Below are 21,065 nucleotides of genomic sequence, written 5' to 3'. Positions count from 1 at the left end.
AGGAGACCGGCGAATCCAGACTGAACAATACGATTAAAAAAAGCGATCGAGGGCAAGCAGCAACGAACATCGATCACAGAGACCAGAAGCGAGACGCACACCAAAAACGAGGCAAACAAACGAGCCAAATTCTAGCACGCACACCCACGGCAATCCGATCCACAAGCACGACTTTCTCCTCCGAAAACCGCAGCAACCGTTGATCATGGCGACCAAAAATCCAACACCACGCAGTGCCCGTTCCACTCCCTCCACCCCCCGCGCCACCGCTGCCACCAAGAGCAGCCCGGCCAGCAAGACCATCAGCAAACCCGCCCGCAGCACCGACAAGGATGCGCCGCTGAAGGAAGACATCCGCCTGCTCGGGCGTCTCTTGGGCGAAGTCGTGCGGGAACAGGAAGGCGATGACGTCTTCGAGGTGGTGGAAACCATCCGCCAGACCGCCGTGCGTTTCCGCCGCGAATCCGATGCCAAGGCCGGCGCCGAGCTGGACAAGCTGTTGAAGAAACTGACCCGCGACCAGACCAATTCGGTGGTGCGCGCGTTTTCCTATTTTTCGCACCTGGCCAACATCGCCGAAGACCAGCACCACAACCGCCGCCGCCGCGCGCACCTGCTGGCCGGCTCCGAAGCCCAGCCCGGCAGCGTGGCCTATGCCCTGTCGCGGCTGGATGATGCTGGTGTCTCGGGCGCACAAGTGCGCAGCTTCCTGAAGGAAGCACTGGTCTCGCCGGTGCTCACCGCCCACCCCACCGAAGTGCAGCGCAAGTCCATCCTGGACGCCGAGCGCGAGATCGCCCGCCTGGTGGCAGAACGCGACCTGCCCTTGACACCGCGCGAACTGCGCCACAACACCGAACTGCTGCGCGCACGCATCGCCACGCTGTGGCAGACGCGCATGCTGCGCTATACCAAGCTGACGGTGGCCGACGAGATCGAGAACGCCCTCTCCTACTACCGCATCACCTTCCTGCGCGAACTGCCGGCGCTGTATGACGACATCGAAGCCGAGATCGACAGCCAGTTCCCCTCGCGCGCCAAGACCCGCACCGCAGAACTGCCGCCCTATCTGCAGATGGGCAGCTGGATCGGCGGCGACCGCGATGGCAATCCCAACGTCAATGCCGCCACCATGCAGCATGCCTTGAAGCGCCAGTCCACCACCATCTTCGATTACTACCTCGACGAAGTGCACACGCTGGGCGCCGAGCTGTCCATCTCCACCCTGATGGTCGATGCCAGCCCGGAACTGCTGGCCCTGGCCGATGCCTCGCCGGACCATTCCGAGCACCGCGCCGACGAACCCTACCGCCGTGCCCTCATCGGCATCTATGCGCGCCTGGCCGCCACCGCCCGTGCGCTGGGCGTGGTCAACATCCTGCGCCAGGAAATCGGTGCCGCCGCCCCCTACGCCAGCCCGGCCGAATGCGTGGCCGAACTGGAGGTGCTGGTGAGCTCGCTGCAGGCTCATCACGGTGCCGCCCTGGTCAAGCCGCGCCTGGCCGGATTGAAGCGTGCCGTGGAGATCTTCGGCTTCCACCTGGCCACGCTGGACATGCGCCAGAGCTCCGACGTCCACGAGCGCGTGCTGGCCGAGCTCTTTGCCAAGGCCCAGGTCGAGGCCGACTATGCGGGCCTGACTGAAGAACGCAAGATCGCCCTGCTGCTGGGCGAACTGTCCAGGCCGCGCCTGCTGTATTCGCCCTATCTGCAGTACGCCGATGAAACCAATTCGGAGCTGACCATCCTGCGTGCGGCGCGTGAAATCCGCCGCCGCTATGGCGAACGCGCCATCCGCAACTACATCATCTCGCACACCGAAACCCTCTCCGACCTGCTGGAAGTCTTGCTGCTGCAGAAGGAAACGGGGCTGCTGCACATCGAAGGCAACCAGTTGCACGCGCTGGATCTGATGGTCATTCCGCTCTTCGAGACCATTCCCGACTTGCGCTGCGCCGCCGAGATCATGCGTGGATGGCTGACCCTGCCGCAGGTCAAGGGCTTGATCGCCAAGCACGGCAAGCTGCAGGAAGTGATGCTGGGCTATTCGGATTCCAACAAGGATGGCGGCTTCCTGACCTCCAACTGGGAGCTCTACAAGGCCGAAAACCAGCTGGTGGAACTGTTCAATGAAGCCGGCGTGACGCTGCGCCTCTTCCATGGTCGCGGCGGCACCGTCGGTCGCGGCGGCGGCCCCAGCTACCAGGCCATCCTGGCGCAGCCACCGGGTACCGTCAACGGCCAGATCCGCCTGACTGAACAAGGCGAAATCATCGCCTCCAAATTCTCCAATCCGGAAATCGGCCGCCGCAACCTGGAGCTGCTGGTCGCCGCCACCCTGGAAGCGAGCCTGATGCCGGCCGCCGCCGACGGCAAGGAAGCCAGGAAGCTGGCCGAGTTCGAGCGCGTCATGGAAGAACTCTCCGAACGTGCCTATCGTGCCTACCGCAACCTGGTCTACGAGACCCCGGGCTTCACCGATTACTTCTTCGCCGCCACGCCCATTGCCGAGATCGCGCAACTGAACATCGGTTCGCGTCCGGCCTCGCGCAAGGCCACGCAGCGCATCGAGGATCTGCGCGCGATTCCCTGGGGCTTCTCGTGGGGCCAGTGCCGCCTGCTCTTGCCGGGCTGGTATGGCTTCGGCAGCGCGGTCTCGGGCTGGCTGGAAGAAGCCGGCAACGCGAGGGAGAGCGCAAAACGCCTGGCCACCCTGCGCGCCATGTGCAAGGAATGGCCGTTCTTCGCGGCCCTGCTGTCGAACATGGACATGGTGCTCTCCAAGACCGACCTGGCCGTGGCCTCGCGCTACGCCGGGCTGGTGGCGGACCGCAAGCTGCGCAACACGATCTTTGGCCGCATCACCGGCGAGCATGAACGCACCAGCGCCATGCTCTCGTCCATCACCGGAACCAAGGATCGGCTGTCGGGCAATCCGCTGCTGGCACGTTCGATCAAGAACCGCTTCGCTTATCTCGACCCGCTGAACCACCTGCAGGTCGAGCTCATCAAACGCCATCGTGCCACCGCTGCAGCCAAGCGTACGCCGGAAGAGCGCGTGCAGCGCGGCATCCACCTCACCATCAACGGGGTCGCCGCCGGCTTGCGCAATACCGGCTGAGCCAAGCTGTCGTCATGCCAACAAGAGGGCTGCCCGCCGATGCGGGCGGCCCTTTTCGTTTGGATTGCTGCCAGGAGACGCCCCGTCTCAAGTTCAGCGTTTGCATGCCGATAACAGATGGCTGTGATGACATTTGACGAAGCGACAAGCTGTTGCGGGCGGCGCACAAATGCGCCCACGCTTTTGTGATGGATCAGTTTTTTTGCACCGCAAAACTGAATCCATCCTGCCGCTCAGCGCTTCACTTTTGTAAAATGTAAGCTGAAGAATTCAAATACACATAATCGTTGCAATCCATGAAGCATATTGCTTCAGCGACCATGTTCTTCCGAGATGGGAATGGTTGCCGGGCGACGATCGGGCATCGAAACAGGGAATCAGACATCATGCGACATTGGGGAAAACCACTGGCTGCGTTCTGCATTGCAGCATCGCTGGCCGTGATCGGCACCTGGGCGCAGGCGGCCGCCTATTCGGCGCCGCCGCCACCACTGGAAGCGCGCCGCGTATCGCTCACCAGCGTGGACAACAAGGGGGGCAAGGCCACCGCGCTCTATGGGGTGTGGATCAAGGCACGCAGGACGCTCAACAGCAAGGGACCGTATCCGACCGTGATCGCGCTGCATGGCTGCGGCGGACTGTACAGCATCATCAAGGATGGTCGCGGCGAATTCACGCCGCGCCACCTGGCCATGGCACGGGTTCTGACCGATGCCGGCTACAACGTCCTGTTCCCGGACAGCTTCACCCCGCGCGGTCGTCGTTCGACCTGCCAGGACTCGGTGGCCCAGCGCGAGGTCAGCGCCATGAACCGCCGCTTCGACGTCGAAGCGGCCCTGCACTGGGTGACCGCGCAGCCGGACGTGGACGTCAAGCGCATCGCCCTGCTGGGCTGGTCGCATGGCGCCTCGACCGTGCTGGCCTCACTGAACCTGGCCGAAACCGATGTGGCCATCCGCAAGATCCAGCCGCGCGCGGCGGTGGCCTTCTATCCGGATTGCCGCCCCTACGCCAAAACCAGCGAACCCTTCAAGCCGGCCGCACCGCTGCTGATCCTGATGGGCGAAAACGATGACTGGACCCCGCCCCAGGCCTGTGAAGCCATCGAACAGAAGATGCAGGGCAGCGATACCGAGATCGCCCTGCGTCTCTATCCGGACACCTATCACGACTTCGACGCCCCCGGTCTGCCGGTGCATGTGCGCATGGACGTGGCCGGCGTCGGCAAGCGCGGCGAAGGTGTCACCAGCGGAGGCAACCCGGATGCGCGCGCCCAGGCCTATCGCTCCATGCTCAACTTCCTGGACGCCAAGCTCAATTACTGAGACAAAGACCGCCGCGGCGCCTCGCGGATTTCGGTCAATGGCTTCACCAACGACAATGCCGGCCCCTTGCGGGAGCCGGCATTGTCGCTTTGCTCGACCTGTTTCTTCACATCGGCCGGAAACCACCGTCCATCGGCGCTCTCCGGCTTGCCTTGCGGTCAGGCGATCAGGTCCTGCATACCCTCGCCCAGTTCGGCCAGCGGCGGCATGTCCTCGGTGAAGGTGCCTAGGGTCAGGCCCAGCCTGGCGGCCACCTCGCCCGGGAAGGTCGATTCCAGTTCATCGGCCGAGTATTTGTTTTCCTCGGCGCGGGCGCGCCAGGTGGCCAGGTGGACGATGGCGGCGTACGCATCGAACTGACCTTCCAGCGGCTGCGGGAAGGCCTTGATGACCTGCGCGAACTCATCCGGGAAACGCCAGCGGCGCGCCAGCTCGGCTCCCACATCGGCAAAGTCGTAGCCGAAGGACTTGCGCTCCACATCGAGGCGACGGGCATCCAGGGGACCGGCCACCTTGTCCACCTGCAAGGCCTGCTCGGGCATGGCCGCGTGCATGACCAGTTGGCCGATGGCGTGCATCAGGCCCACCGTGAAGGCGAAATCGGAATTGAGCTTGACCTCTTTGGCCAGCCACTTGGCGACCAGGGCGGTATCGAGGCTGTAGCGCCAGAACAGCTTGAGGTCCACGCCTGGCAGCTTCTTGAAGCTGCCGGCCATGCCGGTACTGACCACCAGGGTGCGCACGGTCATGAACCCCAGCATCAGCACTGCATCATCGACGGTGCCGATGGTGCGCGAGACGTGGTAATAGGACGAGTTCGCCAGACGCAAGATCTTGGCACTGAGGACCTGGTCGGCGGCCAGCTTCCTGGCGATCTCCTCGATCGAGACCGCGTCGTTGTTGAAACTTTCGATGACTTCCTGCACCACCTTCGGAATGCTCGGCAAGGCAGTTTGCTGCTGAAACAGTGCTTCCAAATTCATGCTTCTCTCCTGTAAGACGACCCCCAGACATCTTGCTCGCTCTTCGCTTGTCAGGACCACCCCCGTGGCATGCCCGGTCGGACGACGCCCGGCAACATCGACGGCAATCGCATCATCCCGGCTGCGCCTCGGCTGGCAGCCCCTTTTCTTCACCGGAAACCTGCAGAACTTCCCCCGGATCAGTCATCGCGCCTTGAGTATAGCGTCAGCCCTTGTCATCAACACAAGGCTTTTTTGCGGTGCAGGAGAGCTTGCACAAATACAACAAGCAAAAATGATGCCGCATGGCAACTTCGAGTGATTTCGTGTGGACGTGCGCCGCATTTCACCAGCAGCCGGGAACCCCTGAAAAAACTGCCCACAGCAGCGCGCGCCAATGCGAAAAATCCGCATCCCGCAGCATTTCCGGCTGCATTGCCGTGGCTTGGCGCAGTTGTGCTTGCTATAATCGCCCATTCTCCGGAATTCCCTATATGACAGACCAATTTGCTAAAAAGGGCGAAGCCTGGTCGGCTCGCTTTTCTGAACCCGTCTCCGATCTCGTCAAGCGCTATACCGCATCGGTGTTCTTCGACAACCGCATGGCCCAGGTCGACATCCAGGGCTCGCTGGCGCATGCCGAGATGCTGGCCCACCAGGGCATCATCAGCGCGGCCGATTACGCCGAGATCCAGCGTGGCATGGCCCAGATCAAGGGTGAGATCGAGTCCGGCCAGTTCGAATGGTTGCTGGACCTGGAAGACGTCCACCTGAACATCGAGAAGCGTCTGACCGAGCTGGTCGGCGACGCCGGCAAGCGCCTGCACACCGGCCGTTCGCGCAACGACCAGGTGGCCACCGACATCCGCCTCTACATGCGCCGTGCCGTCGACGACATCATCGGCCTGCTGCGCGATCTGCGCGGCGCCCTGCTGGACCTGGCCGAACAGCACGCCGACACCATCCTGCCGGGCTTCACCCACATGCAGGTGGCGCAGCCGATCACCTTCGGCCACCACGTGCTGGCCTATGTCGAGATGTTCGGCCGCGATGCCGAGCGCATGATCGATGCCCGCAAGCGCATCAACCGCCTGCCGCTGGGCGCAGCCGCCCTGGCCGGTACCACCTTCCCGATCGACCGCCTGCGCGTGGCCAAGACCCTGGGCTTCGACGACGTGTGCCGCAACTCGCTGGACGCCGTCTCGGACCGCGACTTCGCCATCGAATTCTGCGCCGCCGCTGCATTGGTGATGACGCACATCTCGCGCATGTCCGAAGAGCTGGTGATCTGGATGAGCCCGCGCGTGGGCTTCATCGACATCGCCGACCGCTTCTGCACCGGCTCGTCCATCATGCCGCAGAAGAAGAACCCGGACGTCCCCGAACTGGCGCGCGGCAAGACCGGTCGCGTCAATGGTCATCTGATCGCCCTGCTGACCCTGATGAAGGGCCAGCCCCTGGCCTACAACAAGGACAACCAGGAAGACAAGGAGCCGCTGTTCGACACCGTCGACACGCTCACCGATACCCTGCGCATCTTCGCCGACATGGCCCGCGGCATCAGCGTCAAGCCGGAAGCCATGCGCGCGGCGGCCCTGCAAGGCTACGCCACCGCCACCGACCTGGCCGACTATCTGGTCAAGAAGGGCCTGCCCTTCCGCGACGCCCACGAAGCCGTCGCCCACGCCGTGCGTACCTGCGTGGACAAGGGTTGCGACCTGGCCGACCTGTCGCTGGATGACCTGCGCGCCTTCTCCGACCTGATCGGTGAAGACGTATTCGCCGTGTTGACCCTGGAAGGCTCGGTGGCTGCACGTGACCATATCGGCGGCACCGCACCCAACCAGGTGCGTGCAGCCATTGCGCAACTGCGCAAGGAACTGAACTAAGCAAGACCTGGCACCACCCTTCGTCCGCAGGCCGGACGTTGTTCGCATGCCGCCGTGGCGCGCCCTACCCGGGCGCGTTGCAGCGGGTTGTAATTGCTGGCGCAGCCTGCCTTTTCGGGTATGCTGTGGCGGCTGTATCGAAAGAGACCGCACAACGGTCTTCAGAGGATGGAGCACAAGTCCCGGCCATCCCGGGCGCCTTTTGCATCATCCTCGATGAAGGAATCACCCTGTGACGTCGCGCGACCCTGTCGAGCGCGCCGTGATGCGGACGATTTCTACAATATCTAACTGAGGAGAGAACTCGATGCAATTCAATACCATGCTCAAGACCATTCCGGCCCTGCTGATCGGTGCCACCCTGTCACATGCCGCGCTGGCTGCCGACATCAAGCTGGGCGTCGCTGAAGCCCTGACCGGCCCGGCCGCCAAGTATGGCGTGGCCATAAAGAATGGCTTCACCCTGGCTTCCGAAGAGATCAATGCCAAGGGCGGCGTCAACGGCAACAAGCTGGCCCTGGTGATCGAAGACGAACAAGGCAAGAAGGAAGAAGCCATCAACGTCTTCAAGAAGCTGATCTTCCAGGACAAGGTGCTGGCCGTCTTCGGCCCCACCCTGTCGAACTCGGCCTTTGCCGCCGACCCCATCGCCAACGCGGCCAAGGTCGTGGTCTTCGGTACCAGCAACACCGCTGACGGCATCACCGCCATGGGCCCCTTCACCTTCCGCAATTCCGTGATGGAAGCCGACGTGCTGCCCGTCACCGTCAAAGCGGCCGTGAAGCACTTCGGCATCAAGAAGGTCGCCGTGATCTACGGTAACGACGACGCCTTCACCAAGTCCGGCTACGACGTCTTCAAGGCCACCCTGGAACAGCAGAAGATCCCCGTCACCACCACCGAGGCCTATGCCAAGGGCGACGTCGATTTCAAGGCCCAGCTGACCAAGATCAAGGCCGGCAACCCGGACGCCATCGTCTGCTCCTGCCTGGCTGAGGAAGCCGCCAACATCATCCTGCAAACGCGCGCGCTGGGCATGAAGCAGCCCTTCATCGGCGGCAATGGCCTGAACTCGCCCAAGCTGTTCGAGATCGCCAAGGATGCCGGCGACAACACCCTGATGGGCAGCCCCTGGTCGGCCGAAAACCAGACCCCGGCCAACAAGGCCTTCATGGCAGCCTACAAGGCCAAGTTCGGTTCGGACCCGGACCAGTTCGCCGCGCAAGCCTATGACGCCATGTACATCATGGCCGATGCGATCAAGAGCGTGAAGCTCTCCGGCAACCTGGCCAAGGACCGTGACGCCGTGCGCGCCGCGCTGCCGGCCGTGAAGATCGAGGGCGCCACCGGCAAGTTCGCCTTCCGCGCAGCACCGGCGGTAGCGGGCAAGCAGGTCGGCTTCGATGCGGACCAGGAAGCCATCGTCAACATCGCCAAGGGCGGCAAGTTCGTCCTGCTGAAGTAAGCAGCCCGAGGCCGTAACAACGGTCGCCTCCGGAGCACCGGCGGCGACCGTTTGCAAGTGATCGCGCGCCGCGCGGCGCTTGGCATCTCATCACCCATTGCAGGTTCCCATGTTAGAACAACAGCTCATCAATGCCCTCTCGCTGGGCAGCGTGTATGCGCTCTTCGCGCTCGGTTTCACGCTGGTCTTTGGCGTGTTGGGCGTGATCAATCTTTCGCACGGCGCCATCTTCATGCTGGGCAGCTATGCCGCCCTGCTGCTGGTGGAGCAGATGGCGCTGCCCCTGTGGGTGGCACTGCTGCTGGCCATGGTGGCCACCGGTCTGCTCGGCCTCATCATCGACGTGCTGGTCCTCAAGCCCTTGCGCCGCCGCAATGCACCGCACCTGATCCCGATGATCGCCACCATCGGCGTAGCCATCATGATCACCAACATTTCGCAGGGCATCTTCGGTGCCGAGAACAAGCGTTTCCCCCAGGGCACCATCCCTGAAGACAGCGTGAACCTGGGCAACCTGCACATCACTGCGGTCCAGGTGGCCATCATCGTGATTGCCTTCGTGCTGATGGTGGTGCTGCTGGGCGTGATGCGCAAGACCCAGCTGGGCCGGGCCCTGCGCGCCATCGCCGAGTCGCCCAAGGCGGCTTACCTGCTGGGCATCAACGTCGAGGGCCTGTTCCTGCTGACCTCCTTTGCCGCTGCGGCCCTGGGGGGTGCGGCCGGCGTATTGGTGGGCGTGTCCTTCAATGCGATCTCGCCCTTCATGGGACAGCCGATGCTGCACAAGGGCATCGCCGTCATCATCCTGGGCGGCATGGGCGATATCCGTGGCGCCATGATCGGCGGCCTGTTCCTCGGCTTTGCCGAGGTGTTGACGGTGGCCTATATCTCCAGCGACTTCCGCGATGCGGTGGCGTTCGGCCTCCTGTTCCTGATCCTGCTGGTAAAACCCTCCGGCATGTTTGGCAAAGTGCTGGAAAGGAAGGCATAAGATGGGCTTCATGGATTGGTGGGATGGCTTCTGGGCCACCTACAACACGGTCATTTTCAGCGTCGGCGTCAATGCCATGCTGGCGCTCTCGATCTACGTCACCCTCTCCTGCGGCCTGCTCTCGCTGGCCAATGCGGCCTTCATGGGAATTGGTGCCTACACTGCCTCGCTGTTGACGATGCAGTTCGACATGCCCTTCCCTGTTGCACTGGCCGCTGGCGGCGTGTTGCCCGCGCTGGTGGCGCTGGTGATCGGCATTCCCACGCTGCGCTTGTCGGGCGTGTATCTGGCCATGGCGACGCTGGGCTTTGGCGAAGTGGTACGGGTCATCGTGCTGAACCTGGACATCACCGGCGGGCCCATGGGCCTGAATGGCGTACCGCCGCTGACCGAGTGGTGGCACATCGTGCTGCTGCTGGGCGTGACCGTCTACGCCCTGGCGCGCCTGCGCCGCTCCAAGACCGGCCGCGCCTTCGAAGCCATCAAGGAAGATGAAGTCGCGGCACGTCTGATGGGCGTGAACGTGGCCGGCTACAAGCTCTTGGCCTTCGTCATCGGGGCGGCCATCGCGGGCGTGGCCGGTGGCCTGAACGCGCACTTCACCTTCACCATCGGCCCCAACAACTATGGCTTCGAGAACGCGGTCGACATCCTGACCATGGCTGTCTTCGGTGGTACCAGCAACCTGATCGGCCCGATGATCGGTTCGACCATACTCTCGCTGCTGCCGGAAGTGCTGCGTCATTTCAAGGACTTCCGCCTGGCCATCAATGGCCTGATCCTGATCCTGGTGGTGCTGTACCTGCCCAAGGGCATCTGGGACCCGCGCCGCATCCGCGCCTTCCTGGGCCGCAACGCTGAGAAGAAGGTGAAGTAATGCTTCTACAACTGAACGACATCAGCAAGAACTTCGGTGGCCTGCAAGTGCTGCAGGGTGTGAACTTCAACGTCAAGGAAGGCGAGATCTTCGGCCTGATCGGCCCCAACGGTGCCGGCAAGACCACCGTCTTCAACCTGATCACGGGCCTCTTGCGCGCCTCCTCCGGCAGCATCCGCTTCAATGACGACGACATCGGTGCCGTCGCCCCGCACAAGATCACCGAGCGCGGCATTGCCCGTACCTTCCAGAACATCCGGGTGTTCAAGGAAATGACGCTGCTGGAAAACGTGGTGGTCGGCATGCACGAACACCTGAACTATGGTGTGACCAGCATGCTGTTGAACCTTGGCGGTTTCCGCAAGGCCGAAAGTGAAGCCCGTGAACGTGCGCTGGAACTGTTGTCCTGGGTGCGCCTGGATCACAAGGCGCACATGCTGGCCGACAGTCTCTCCTATGGCGAGCAGCGCAAGCTGGAGTTCGCCCGTGCCCTGGCGACCAAGCCCAAGCTGTTGTTGCTGGACGAGCCGGTGGCCGGCATGAACCCGGCCGAGAAGACCGAGCTGATGAGCGAGATCGTCAACATCAAGGCGCGCGGTTTCACCATCTTCATGATCGAGCATGACATGCGTTTTGTCATGGGCCTGTGCGAGCGCATCGCGGTGCTGAACTTCGGCAAGATCATCGCCGAGGGCACGCCAGACCAGATCAAGAACAACCAGGAAGTGATCGAGGCCTATCTCGGCAAGGAAGAAGCATGAGCGCCAGTGGTAACAAGCAACCCATCCTGCAGGTCGAGGACCTGGCCGTGGCCTATGGCCACATCGAAGCGGTCAAGGGCATCAGCCTGTCGCTGAACGAAGGCGAAATCACCGCGCTGGTCGGTGCCAATGGTGCCGGCAAGAGCACGTCGCTGCTGGCCATCTCCGGCCTGGTGAAGGCACAGCGCGGCCGTGTGCTGCTCAACGGGCAGGATTTGCTGCAGATGTCACCGCACCGCATCGTTGAATCCGGCGTGGTGCAGGTCGCTGAAGGCCGTGCCACCCTGACCACGTTGAGCGTCGAAGAGAACCTGGCCCTGGGCGCCTATACCCGCAAGGACAAGGAAGGCGTAGCGCGGGATCTGGAGTGGGTGTATTCCCTCTTCCCGGTACTGAAGAACCGTGCAGCCGGGCTGGCGGGCAATCTCTCGGGCGGCGAGCAGCAGATGCTGGCCATTGGCCGCGCGCTGATGGCCAAGCCCAAGGTGTTGTTGCTGGATGAACCCTCGATGGGGCTGGCCCCGCTGATCATCCAGGAAATCTTCCGCATCGTGCAGGAGATCAACAAGACCGGCATGACCGTGCTGCTGGTGGAACAGAACGTGCGCCAGGCGCTGCGCATTGCGCAGCGGGGCTATGTGCTGGAGACGGGCAAGATCGTGCTGGAGGATAGTGGCGCCAATCTGCTGGGCAATCCGAAGGTGGTGGAGGCTTATCTGGGTGGTTGATGGGCATGAATGTGGGGCCTGCGAAAAATAATAAAAAATTTTTCAATTAGGTGTTGACCATCAGCCTGATAGGCCTTAATATGCAGCCTCTTTCAAGCACAGCAAGTCACCGCTGATGCCAGAAGGCCCACGTGGCGGAATTGGTAGACGCGCATGGTTCAGGTCCATGTGCCGCGAGGTGTGGGGGTTCGAGTCCCTCCGTGGGCACCAAAACATAAAAGGTCGAATGATGAAAATCATTCGGCCTTTTTCGTTTTGGGGGTTGGAAAAGCGTTTTATTTATCGAGGGTTTTCTTTGAAAATTACTTCTTCAATTTTTTAGGTTTTAGGGGTCTTCTTCACTCTTGGGTACCGATTTTTTTATTAGTTTTTTCGGAGTAAAAAACTTGAAGAAAATAGGTGACAACTTAAAAGTTGTCCCTTAGAATGCAGCCTCTTTCAAGCAATGCAGTTTGAACGCATTGGCAGAAGGCCCACGTGGCGGAATTGGTAGACGCGCATGGTTCAGGTCCATGTGCCGCGAGGTGTGGGGGTTCGAGTCCCTCCGTGGGCACCAAAATAGAAAAGGTCGATTGACGCAAGTCAGTCGGCCTTTTGTATTTTTCGGGGGGCACGTCATGACGGCTAAGTTATCCGAAGTGTCGTTTTTATTATTTCTTGCGCGCCGTGCAGAATACTCAGAGTCGATCAAGAAACGACATCCTCAATTCCCACGCTTGCCCACCACCTTGCCACCTGGTCGCTCCACCGCCCCCCGCACCTCAAATCGCACCCGATCCAGTTCCTTGCCGGCCTTGTCCTGCAACACCAGCACATGCTTGCCCGGCCAGGGCATCCAGTCGAAACTCAAGTTCTCTAGCGCAGGCGCAGACGTGCTCGCCACCACCTTCTGTGCCTTCACCCTGCCCGCCTGCATGACCTCCTGCGGCATCAGCTTGCCGTCCAGCATCCAGCGACTACCGGCAGGCGCACCCTGGGCGCGGAAGCGGATGCGCTGACGCGCAGGCGGAATATCCGGGTCCAGTGCCGCCAGCATGCCCGTGGTGGGATAGGTGATGGCAGGACGGATATCGCGCGCATGCGCCAGCCGGATCTCAGCCTGCGCCGTGCCGGGCAGAAAATATTCCGTGCGCGCCGCTTCCACCTCCTGCTCATAACGGATCACCTGCGCCTGCACGCCAATTGGTTTGGCAGGCGGTCCGTTGCCTGCATCGCGGCCACCGTTGCGTCCACGCTCATGCAGATACTGCATGACTTCCTGCCACACCGGGGCCGCCCCCGTCACACCGGACACGTCCCACATCGGCGCACCAGAAGCGTTTCCGACCCATACCCCGACGGTATAACGCGAGGAATAGCCCACGCACCAGTTGTCGCGCATGTCCTTGGAGGTGCCGGTCTTGACCGCCGTCCAGATGCGCGTGGATAACGCATTCTCCAGACCGAAGGTACGGGCGCGCGCACTGCGGTCCGAAAGAATATCGCCGACGATGTAAGCCGCATCTGGGTCCATGACCTGCATGGTGCGCGCTGTGGTACGGGCCTCATCGAGTCGCGTGCGCAATGGCGTGTAGCGCCCCTGATTGGCCAGCACGCGATAGGCATTGGCCAGGTTGGCCAGGGTCACATCGGCACTGCCCAACGCGAGGCTGTAGCCATAGTAATCGCCGCTCTCGCGCAGGTTGAAACCCAATGCCTGCAAGCGCCGGAAGAAGCGTTCGGGCGTCACCATCACCAAGGTGCGCACGGCGGGGATATTGAGGGAGGAAGCCAGTGAGGTGCGCAGGCTGACCAATCCCTTGTATTGCTTGTCGTAGTTCTGGGGGATATAGAGCCCCGCCGAAGTGGCAAGGTTGACGGGAGAGTCGTCCAGCAGGGAGGCGGCCGTCAGCCATTTCTTTTCGATCGCCAGTTCGTACAGGAAGGGCTTGAGGGTCGAACCCGCCTGCCGCTGTGCGACTACACCATCCACATTGGCCGCCGCCGACAGCGGGCCGCTGGAACCAACCCAGGCCAGCACCTCGCCGCTGGCATTGTCGATGACGATAATGGCACCGTCCTCGATGTTGCGGTCGGCCAGTCCGGCCAGTTGATGACGCAAGACTTGTGTGGCAAAACGCTGCACGGGCGCATCGAGTGTGGAGCGCAATTGCTGGCCCGGTGCGTTCAGTAGCTTGCGCGCCAGATGCGGTGCCAGTTGCGGCGCTTCGCTGGTGCCCGGCAAATCACGTCTGGCTGACACGCGCGCCACGGCCAGTTCGGTGCGACCGTCCATGCCGCTGCACTGCTGCGCTGCCCCCTCCTCCTTGAGGATGGCGCAGGCACGTTCGGCCACGCGGCGCGGCGGCGCATTGGGCGCGCGGATCAAGGCGACCGCAATGGCGGCCTCACCCTGGTCGAGTCCGCTGGGATGCTTGCCGAACATCACCCGCGACAAGGCGTGCACCCCCACCAGTTCCCCCCGGAAAGCGACCAGATTGAGATAGGCCTCCAGGATCTGATCCTTGCGCCAGCTGCGTTCCAGTGACTGCGCAATCCATGCCTGCGAAACCTTCTGCGTGAACGAACGCGCGCCGGACTTGCGGTGCAGATCGTCATAGAGCAAACCCGCCAGCTGCATGGTGATGGTGGAGGCGCCGCGTGTCCTGGTGTTCCACAGATTTCCCCAGGCAGAGGCGGCCACGGCACTCCAGTCGATACCGCTGTGCTGGTAGAAGCGTCGGTCTTCCGAGGCAATCAAGGCATGGCGCAGGGCCGGCGAGACGTCTTCCAGTTTGACCCAGGCCAGCTTGCGCTCGTCCATGTTGATGCGCATGCGCTGCAACAGCTCGCCATGACGGTCCAGCAGACTGGCTTCGGAGGGCAGGAAATCGCGCTGCACCTCGTTGAACGAAGGCACCGCAGCCGCCGCTATCGGCAGCAGCAAGGCCAACATCAGCGCGCCCCTTGCACACAGTGCGCCGGGCCGGGATATGCGTGTGGTCATGCCGATCACGGCGCTGCCTTCACGACCAGCTTGCCATTGGGGATTTCACCAAACATCTCGGGCGCGTACATCGCTTCCACCCGCGTGGGCGGCAGGTTGAATTCACCGGCGTTGTTCAGACGCACGGTATAGCTGATGCTGGTGCGACCCTTGGGCATGGCCTCGTAGTAGGCGCGATAGGCTTCAAAGCTGCGCTCTTCATAGGCCAGCCAGCCCATGCCATGCTCACGCGGGGCCGCCTCTTTGCCCTGTGCGATGACGGAGTCGCGCCCCAGGCCGGAACCCAGCAGGGTGGCACCGCCCGGCACCGGATCGCTGACCACCACCCAGGTCATTTCGGCCTGGGCATCGATGTCCAGCGTCACGCGCAGCACGTCGCCACGGGTGTAGACGCCGGCTTGCTTCTGCTCGATGGCCTCGACCTTGCGGGTGATGCGATAACCGGCGGCGAAGGGCTGCTTCAAGGGCACCGCGGCCAGACTCTGCAGGGTGACCCATGGTTTGCCATTCCCCTCTTGCACCACGCGCACGCTGCCACCTTGCGCATTGCCTTGCGGCCACGGCAACTGCAACTTGCCGCCGTTGGCTGCGCCGCTCCAGGCCAGGCTTTGCGTGGCGGCGCTGGCACCGTTCTGCTCCAGCGTGGCGCGGGTGGTACCGGTGACCGCTTCGGACTCGAACTTGCGGGCGAATTTCTCCAGCGCCAGGCTGCCCCAGACGTTGGCCGTGGTGGTGCTCCAGTGGCCGCGCTGCTGCCGGCCGATGGCGCCGGCGATCAGGCGCGGCATGTCCTCGCGCCAGGCCGGGTTGTTCAGCTCCAGCAGGATCAGACGGTTGGCATTGGCATCGGCGCTGCTCATGAGCCACCACCAGTAATCACCCTCTTCATTGGAGAAGCCCATGCGCGTACCCTGGAAGTTCAGGCGGGCGCGCAGGATCTGGTCAGCTTGCTCCAGCTTCTTGTCGCGCTCGGTGATGGCGGCGACCCGCTGCAGGATGCCGATCCAGTCCAGCAGTGCCGATGTGGGCCAGACATTGGGGTTGATCTGGATCGAACCCAGCATCGCAGGCTGGACGCGGTTATAGCGCGACAGCGCTTCCAGCGCGGCCAGCTTGCGCACATCCAGATCCTTCTGCGGCGACCAGAATTCGCGCATGACCTTGCCTTCCACGAAGGCTGCCAGACCATCGAGCATCTTGTCGCGGCTGGCTTGCGGAATGGCGTAGCCGGCCTCGTTGGTGGCGGCCAGCAGATAGGCCGTCAAGGTATCGCTGCCCCGGCGCGCAGCACTGTCACTGGGCGGGAAGTAATAGGCCAGGCCGTCGCCGTCCAGATAGGTCGGCAGGTCCGCCACGATCTTCTGCCAGGCCACTTCATCGCGCAGACCGATGGCCTTGGAGGTCTTCTGCTCCAGGCAAGCAAAGGGATAGTTGACGAAGTAGCGGGTCAGGGCATCACTGCCACCGGCCAGGCTGGGCTTGAGCGAGATCGCCAGGCCACCGCGCCCGGGCAGGCTGTCGGCGGGCCGCGCCACGTTCATGGCAGCACTCTTGTCCAGCTGGAACAGCGTGGCCTGCTGCACCGTGACCGGCACGGCGGGCACAACGCGCTGGGTGAACTTCATCGCGTCACGCGCTTGCTGACCGCCCTGCTCCCGGGCGCTGATTTCCCAGGCCAGCTGGCTGATATCTTCGGGCGTCTGCACCGGCCACATGACTTCAGTGGACTGCCCGGCGGCGATCTTCACCTCACGTTCAGGCAGTGTCAGCGTACTGCTTGCAGTGCCCCCCTGCGCACGTGCGGCGACCTTGATGGTCATGTCATGCGTGGTGGTGTTGCGTACGGTGACGGTGCCATTGAAGTTGTCACCTTCACGGACCAGCGGCGGCAGACCGGAAATGAGCTGCACATCCTGCGTGGAACGGATGCTGACGCTGCCGGTACCGAAATCGCTGATGCCGTTCTCGGCGATGGCAACGATGCGGAAGGAGGTCAGCGCATCATTGAGCGGCACATCGAGTTGCGCCTTGCCCTCTGCATCCAGAGTGACGCTGGGCTTCCATACCAGCAAGGTATCGAACAACTCACGCGTGGGCGCACGACCACCGCCACCGCCGGCCGGGGTGGCCTTCTTGCCGTAGTGGCGCTTGCCGACCACCTGCATCTGCGCGGTGGAGGTTTCCACGCCATAGCTGCGCCGTTGCAGCATCGCGTGCAATACATCCCAGCTGCCATTGGGCTGCAGTTCCAGCAAGGCTTCATCGACGGCGGCGAGCGCGAATTCACCACCGGCGGCGGGCTTGCCGTTGGGCAGCTTCACCTGCACTTGTACTTTCGCCGTGGCGCGGATCGGATACGTCGGTTTGTCCGTCGTGACCGCCACCTGCAGACGATGGCCCGCATCACCGACGTTGACTTCGGCAATACCGAATTTCCAGGCCGGCTTGGAAAGATCGACGACGGGGCCCGGTCCCTGGTATTGGCGGAATTCATGCCACCAGTTGATCGGTTCCTTCCAGCCCCAGATGAAGAAGGAATACCACGGCACCTCGCGCATGCGGCCACGCACAGCCAGGACCGACACATAGACGTTGGGACCATACTCGGCCTTCATCGGCACACTGATGGCGGGATCCTGGCCGGACAGCTGCACCACGCGCGTATCGATGACACCCTCGCGTTCGACCGCTACCAGGGCGGTAGCATGGCGGAATGGCATGCGTACCTGGAAGGTGGCGGTCTCACCGGGCTGATAACTTTTTTTCTCGGGCAGGATATCGATGCGGTCCTGGTTCTCGCCATCGAACCAGACTTCGCCGCGTCCCGTGACCCACACCGAGGAGCGGGCGGCAGCGGCGTTGCCATGGCCATCCCTGGCGCTGGCGATCAATTCCACATTGCCCGCTTCCGACAATTCCGTCTCGCAGGTGAACATGCCGTGCGGGTCGCTCTTGCCGGAGCAGAGCTTGCCCAGGTCCTGCTTGCTCTCATCGTTTTCATACGCATAGAAGCCGCCGACCATGCGCTTGCGGTGCGAGTTGGTCTTGCGCGCCAGGCCACGGATTTCCACCGGCACACCGGCTTGCGGCTGGCCTGCGGTATTGAGGGTGACGGCAGTCAGTGTGAGCTTCTTCTTCACCGAGACCCAGTTGCCGGTGCGCAGGCCGACCACCACGGCGGAAGGCCACAAGGGCGTAACGCTGGAGATGGTCTGCACCTCGCCATTGGGGTCGCTGTAGGTCATTTCGGTGAGCAGTTCCTGCGGGCGTTGCAGCGCGGGCAGTTTGCCGATCACGGCGCGGCCTGCACCGTTCTTGTCGAGCGTGACGGCCAGCTTGTCGGCGACGATCTTCTGGTCGTCCGCGTTGCTGTCGTCATCCTCGCGCGGCGCATCGAAAGAGAAACCGTCGTAACCGGACATGTTCAGCGACCGCGAGCGCAGCAGCGAGGACACCTGCACCGCCTGGTTGGCCGCTGCGCCACCGTTGATGTAGTTCAGCTGCAGGTCCAGCGGCAGTTCCTTGATGGCGACCTGCGCGCCCTTGGGTGGCGTGATGCGCCCCTGCATCAGCGGCAGGCGGAATTCCTCCACGCGGAAGGTACCGGTGACGTAGCTGCCACGGCCATAGTGATCTTCGTCATCATCGTCAGTCTGCTCACCCGTATTGGACCTGACGCGCCCCTGGTCGAGCACGACTTCATAGCTGCCCAGCCTGGCTTGCCTGGGCAGGACGAAGGTGGTCTCGGCGCTCTTGTTGCCGCGCCAGGTCAGCGGGAACTGGTATTGCTGGCCACTGCCGAGATGGCTGATGCGAATGCGCGTGGGCAGGTCTTCCTTGCGCATCAGGCCAAAGCCTTGCATGGTCTCGGTGCGGATGACGTGCTTCATGGATACCGTTTCTCCCGCACGGAACAGGGTGCGATCGAAGATCGTGGTAGCGCGCGTGGTGAACGACTTGTCCATGTCGGTGGGCAGGTTGAAGCGCCAGGATTCGATGCCCTCGTTCCACGAGGTCAGCGCGAAGGCCATGTCCTGGCGCCCCTTCTCGTCGGTCTTGCGGGCGCTGACAAAGAGGCCATTGACCTTGTCGGCGTTCTCGGGGCTGTAGCCACGGTTGGCGCAGGCATCTTCCAGCACCGGCATCATGGCCACGCCGCTGGCATTGGTCCGGCCCTGCCAGAGCTGGGTGCCGTCGCAATTGGAGACGCGGATCTCGGCATCGGCCACCGGCCTGGCATCATCCAGTCGGGTTACCCAGACCGCACCATTGACGCGACCCAGCTTGACGTGCACCGACAGGTTGGTCACCAGCGCGCTGGTGCGCACGTACATCGGCTGCGGCTTGCCCAAGAGCGAGGCACCCAGTTTCTGCGATTCCAGTTCGACCACGTAGAAGCCGGGGTCCTTCAGCGGAATGCCGATCACTTCAAACGGCCATTGGCCATCCTTGGCGTCCTTCTGTGCGGGCAGATCGAGTTTCTTCGCGCCCGGTTCCCTGGCCAGCAGGCTGACGCTGCGCGTATCTATCTTCTTGGGATCCCCCCATTTCTCGTGATATTTGTTCAGGCGCGTGAGCCAGGCGATGACGGCCTTGTCGCCATCGACCTTCAGGTCCGCGACCTGGCCGGGCATGGCGCGGCCATCCTTGCCGCGCACCAGCAGACCGGCTTCCACGCGGCGCAGGGTGACTGGCAAGGTCGGATCGGCGTTGAGTTCAATGATGCCGAAGGGCGCGGCCGGGAATTTGGCCAGCGGCGGGAAATCGGCCAGCGCCGATTTCAGCGGGAAGCTGCCCGCATTGGCCAGCGTACGCCCATCCTCATCCTTGAAGCCCGAGGGCAGGCTGATGGTGAAGTCAGATTTCTCCGGGAATGGCGGCTTGAAGCGCAGCTCGCGCACCGCTTCATCCTTGTCACCTTCCAGGGTCGGCTTGATCTTGCCGGTGGTGGCGTTCATCACCACCTGTTCGGCCAACTTGCGCGGCACCGGAGCCGAGAACGACAGCGTCACCGGCAGGATCGGCGAGCAGGCCGCATTGGCGTTCTCGCGCTGGCACGACAGGCTGGCGGCGAATTCGCTGCGTACCTGGAAATTGAAGACCTGCGGCTTGGAGGTGACGATGGAAGGCGCATTGGCGGCGGCGATGCCGCGATCCCAGACCAGTTTCACGTGCGCCTCGTTGGGCAGGCGCTGCTGGCACTGCACGATGGTCACCGACGCCGGGTCCACGCCTTTGGCGAACTGCAGCAGCAAGGCCTTGCGATCAGCGTCTCCGACGGCTTTGGTGGGGATGCGCTCGTTGATGCCTTCGGCTTCGCAATACAGGTGCTCGCGCACCGTGGCCTCGGTGGCCGGGCCGTTCTGGAACAGGATGAAGGCCTGGTCCTCGGTGATCCGGGCGACATCGTAGGGCTGTACGCGACTCACGGCCGGGCCGCCCGTGCTGAACTGGAAGCGCGTCTTGCCGCTGACGGTATTGCCGGCCTGCGAGCGTACGTCGCCGCGCAGGCTGAAGCTGCAGCGCGTACCGGGCGGCAGGTCGCGTTCGAAGTCGTAGACCCAGTTCTTGTCATCGACCCAGCGCGCCGTGCCGCTGACGGCGCAATCGGCATCGAAGGGTGAGGCGGCCTTGGGATCGCCGAACTTGATCATCGATTCCGAAAAGCGCGCCCGTACCTGGCGGATGCGCTGCACGTCGCCCTGTGGCGAAAAGGACAGCACGCTGGCATTGGCGGCCTGCGCCGCCGGTGCAGTGAGCACAGTGGCCGTGCCCAGCGTGACCAGCAACGCAGCCGCCGCCAGCAGCCCTCGCAGCGGGCGGCACAGGGCCGTGAACCATGGACGGCCTGTTGCCATGCCGTTTTCCGTTTGCTTCATCTTGTTCTCTCCGGATCAATCTTGTCTTGATGACAGCCACAGGACGCTTCCCCCTTGCGGCAACGCTGGCGCTCAGACTGG

Annotated in this window: 11 protein-coding genes and 2 tRNA genes; 10 read left to right on the top strand and 3 right to left on the bottom strand. The window is 62.9% G+C overall.

What is annotated here, in order from left to right; translation table 11 throughout:
• Positions 1 to 205 precede the first annotated feature (205 nt).
• Both ppc and HWE01_RS12740 read left to right on the top strand, forming a co-directional pair.
• Positions 206 to 3,121 carry a phosphoenolpyruvate carboxylase gene (gene ppc / locus HWE01_RS12745; protein WP_241821987.1) on the top strand — a complete coding sequence of 972 codons (2,916 nt, stop codon included), beginning with the start codon at positions 206 to 208 and terminating at the stop codon, positions 3,119 to 3,121.
• 386 nt (positions 3,122 to 3,507) lie between these two features.
• Complete coding sequence (locus tag HWE01_RS12740) at positions 3,508 to 4,446, top strand: dienelactone hydrolase family protein (protein WP_008329829.1); 939 nt, start codon at positions 3,508 to 3,510, stop codon at positions 4,444 to 4,446.
• A gap of 158 nt (positions 4,447 to 4,604) precedes the next feature.
• Here HWE01_RS12740 and HWE01_RS12735 read toward each other — a convergent pair whose 3' ends face one another.
• Positions 4,605 to 5,429 carry an HDOD domain-containing protein gene (locus HWE01_RS12735; protein WP_008329834.1) on the bottom strand — a complete coding sequence of 275 codons (825 nt, stop codon included), beginning with the start codon at positions 5,427 to 5,429 and terminating at the stop codon, positions 4,605 to 4,607.
• A gap of 473 nt (positions 5,430 to 5,902) precedes the next feature.
• On the opposite strand from HWE01_RS12735, the gene argH reads away from it, so the two are divergent.
• The 8 genes from argH to HWE01_RS12695 all read left to right on the top strand — a co-directional run bounded on the left by argH (position 5,903) and on the right by HWE01_RS12695 (position 12,675).
• Entirely contained in the window at positions 5,903 to 7,297 is a 1,395-nt protein-coding gene (gene argH, locus HWE01_RS12730; RefSeq protein WP_241821986.1) for an argininosuccinate lyase, read from the top strand.
• Between the two features lie 307 nt (positions 7,298 to 7,604).
• Positions 7,605 to 8,762, top strand: coding sequence for an ABC transporter substrate-binding protein (locus HWE01_RS12725; RefSeq protein WP_241821985.1), 1,158 nt, complete (start codon positions 7,605 to 7,607; stop codon positions 8,760 to 8,762).
• Between the two features lie 109 nt (positions 8,763 to 8,871).
• Positions 8,872 to 9,753: a branched-chain amino acid ABC transporter permease gene (locus tag HWE01_RS12720; RefSeq protein ID WP_008329841.1), complete on the top strand. Its 882-nt coding sequence runs from the start codon at positions 8,872 to 8,874 to the stop codon at positions 9,751 to 9,753.
• A gap of 1 nt (position 9,754) precedes the next feature.
• Positions 9,755 to 10,630: a branched-chain amino acid ABC transporter permease gene (locus HWE01_RS12715; RefSeq protein WP_008329842.1), complete on the top strand. Its 876-nt coding sequence runs from the start codon at positions 9,755 to 9,757 to the stop codon at positions 10,628 to 10,630.
• Positions 10,630 to 11,391 (top strand): ABC transporter ATP-binding protein, encoded by a 762-nt coding sequence (locus HWE01_RS12710; RefSeq protein WP_008329843.1) that lies wholly within the window; start codon positions 10,630 to 10,632, stop codon positions 11,389 to 11,391. Before HWE01_RS12715 ends, HWE01_RS12710 begins: the two co-directional genes overlap by 1 nt.
• Positions 11,388 to 12,119 (top strand): ABC transporter ATP-binding protein, encoded by a 732-nt coding sequence (locus HWE01_RS12705; RefSeq protein ID WP_008329845.1) that lies wholly within the window; start codon positions 11,388 to 11,390, stop codon positions 12,117 to 12,119. The genes HWE01_RS12710 and HWE01_RS12705 overlap by 4 nt, the downstream gene beginning before the upstream one ends.
• 125 nt (positions 12,120 to 12,244) lie before the next feature.
• Positions 12,245 to 12,329: transfer RNA gene (locus tag HWE01_RS12700), tRNA-Leu, on the top strand.
• A gap of 261 nt (positions 12,330 to 12,590) precedes the next feature.
• Positions 12,591 to 12,675, top strand: a tRNA-Leu gene (locus tag HWE01_RS12695).
• A gap of 147 nt (positions 12,676 to 12,822) precedes the next feature.
• Here the strand turns inward: HWE01_RS12695 and pbpC are convergent.
• A complete protein-coding gene (gene pbpC / locus HWE01_RS12690; RefSeq protein ID WP_241821984.1) occupies positions 12,823 to 15,105 on the bottom strand; it encodes a penicillin-binding protein 1C in 2,283 nt (760 codons plus the stop codon).
• Positions 15,106 to 15,110: 5 nt separating this feature from the next.
• Positions 15,111 to 20,984 (bottom strand): alpha-2-macroglobulin family protein, encoded by a 5,874-nt coding sequence (locus HWE01_RS12685; protein ID WP_241821983.1) that lies wholly within the window; start codon positions 20,982 to 20,984, stop codon positions 15,111 to 15,113.
• Between the last annotated feature and the right edge of the window lie 81 nt (positions 20,985 to 21,065).

Source organism: Herbaspirillum sp. C7C8, assembly GCF_022627875.1.
Lineage (GTDB): Bacteria > Pseudomonadota > Gammaproteobacteria > Burkholderiales > Burkholderiaceae_D > Herbaspirillum.
Note: the sequence above shows the minus strand (reverse complement) of the source record. Positions and strands in the feature narration are given on the sequence as shown.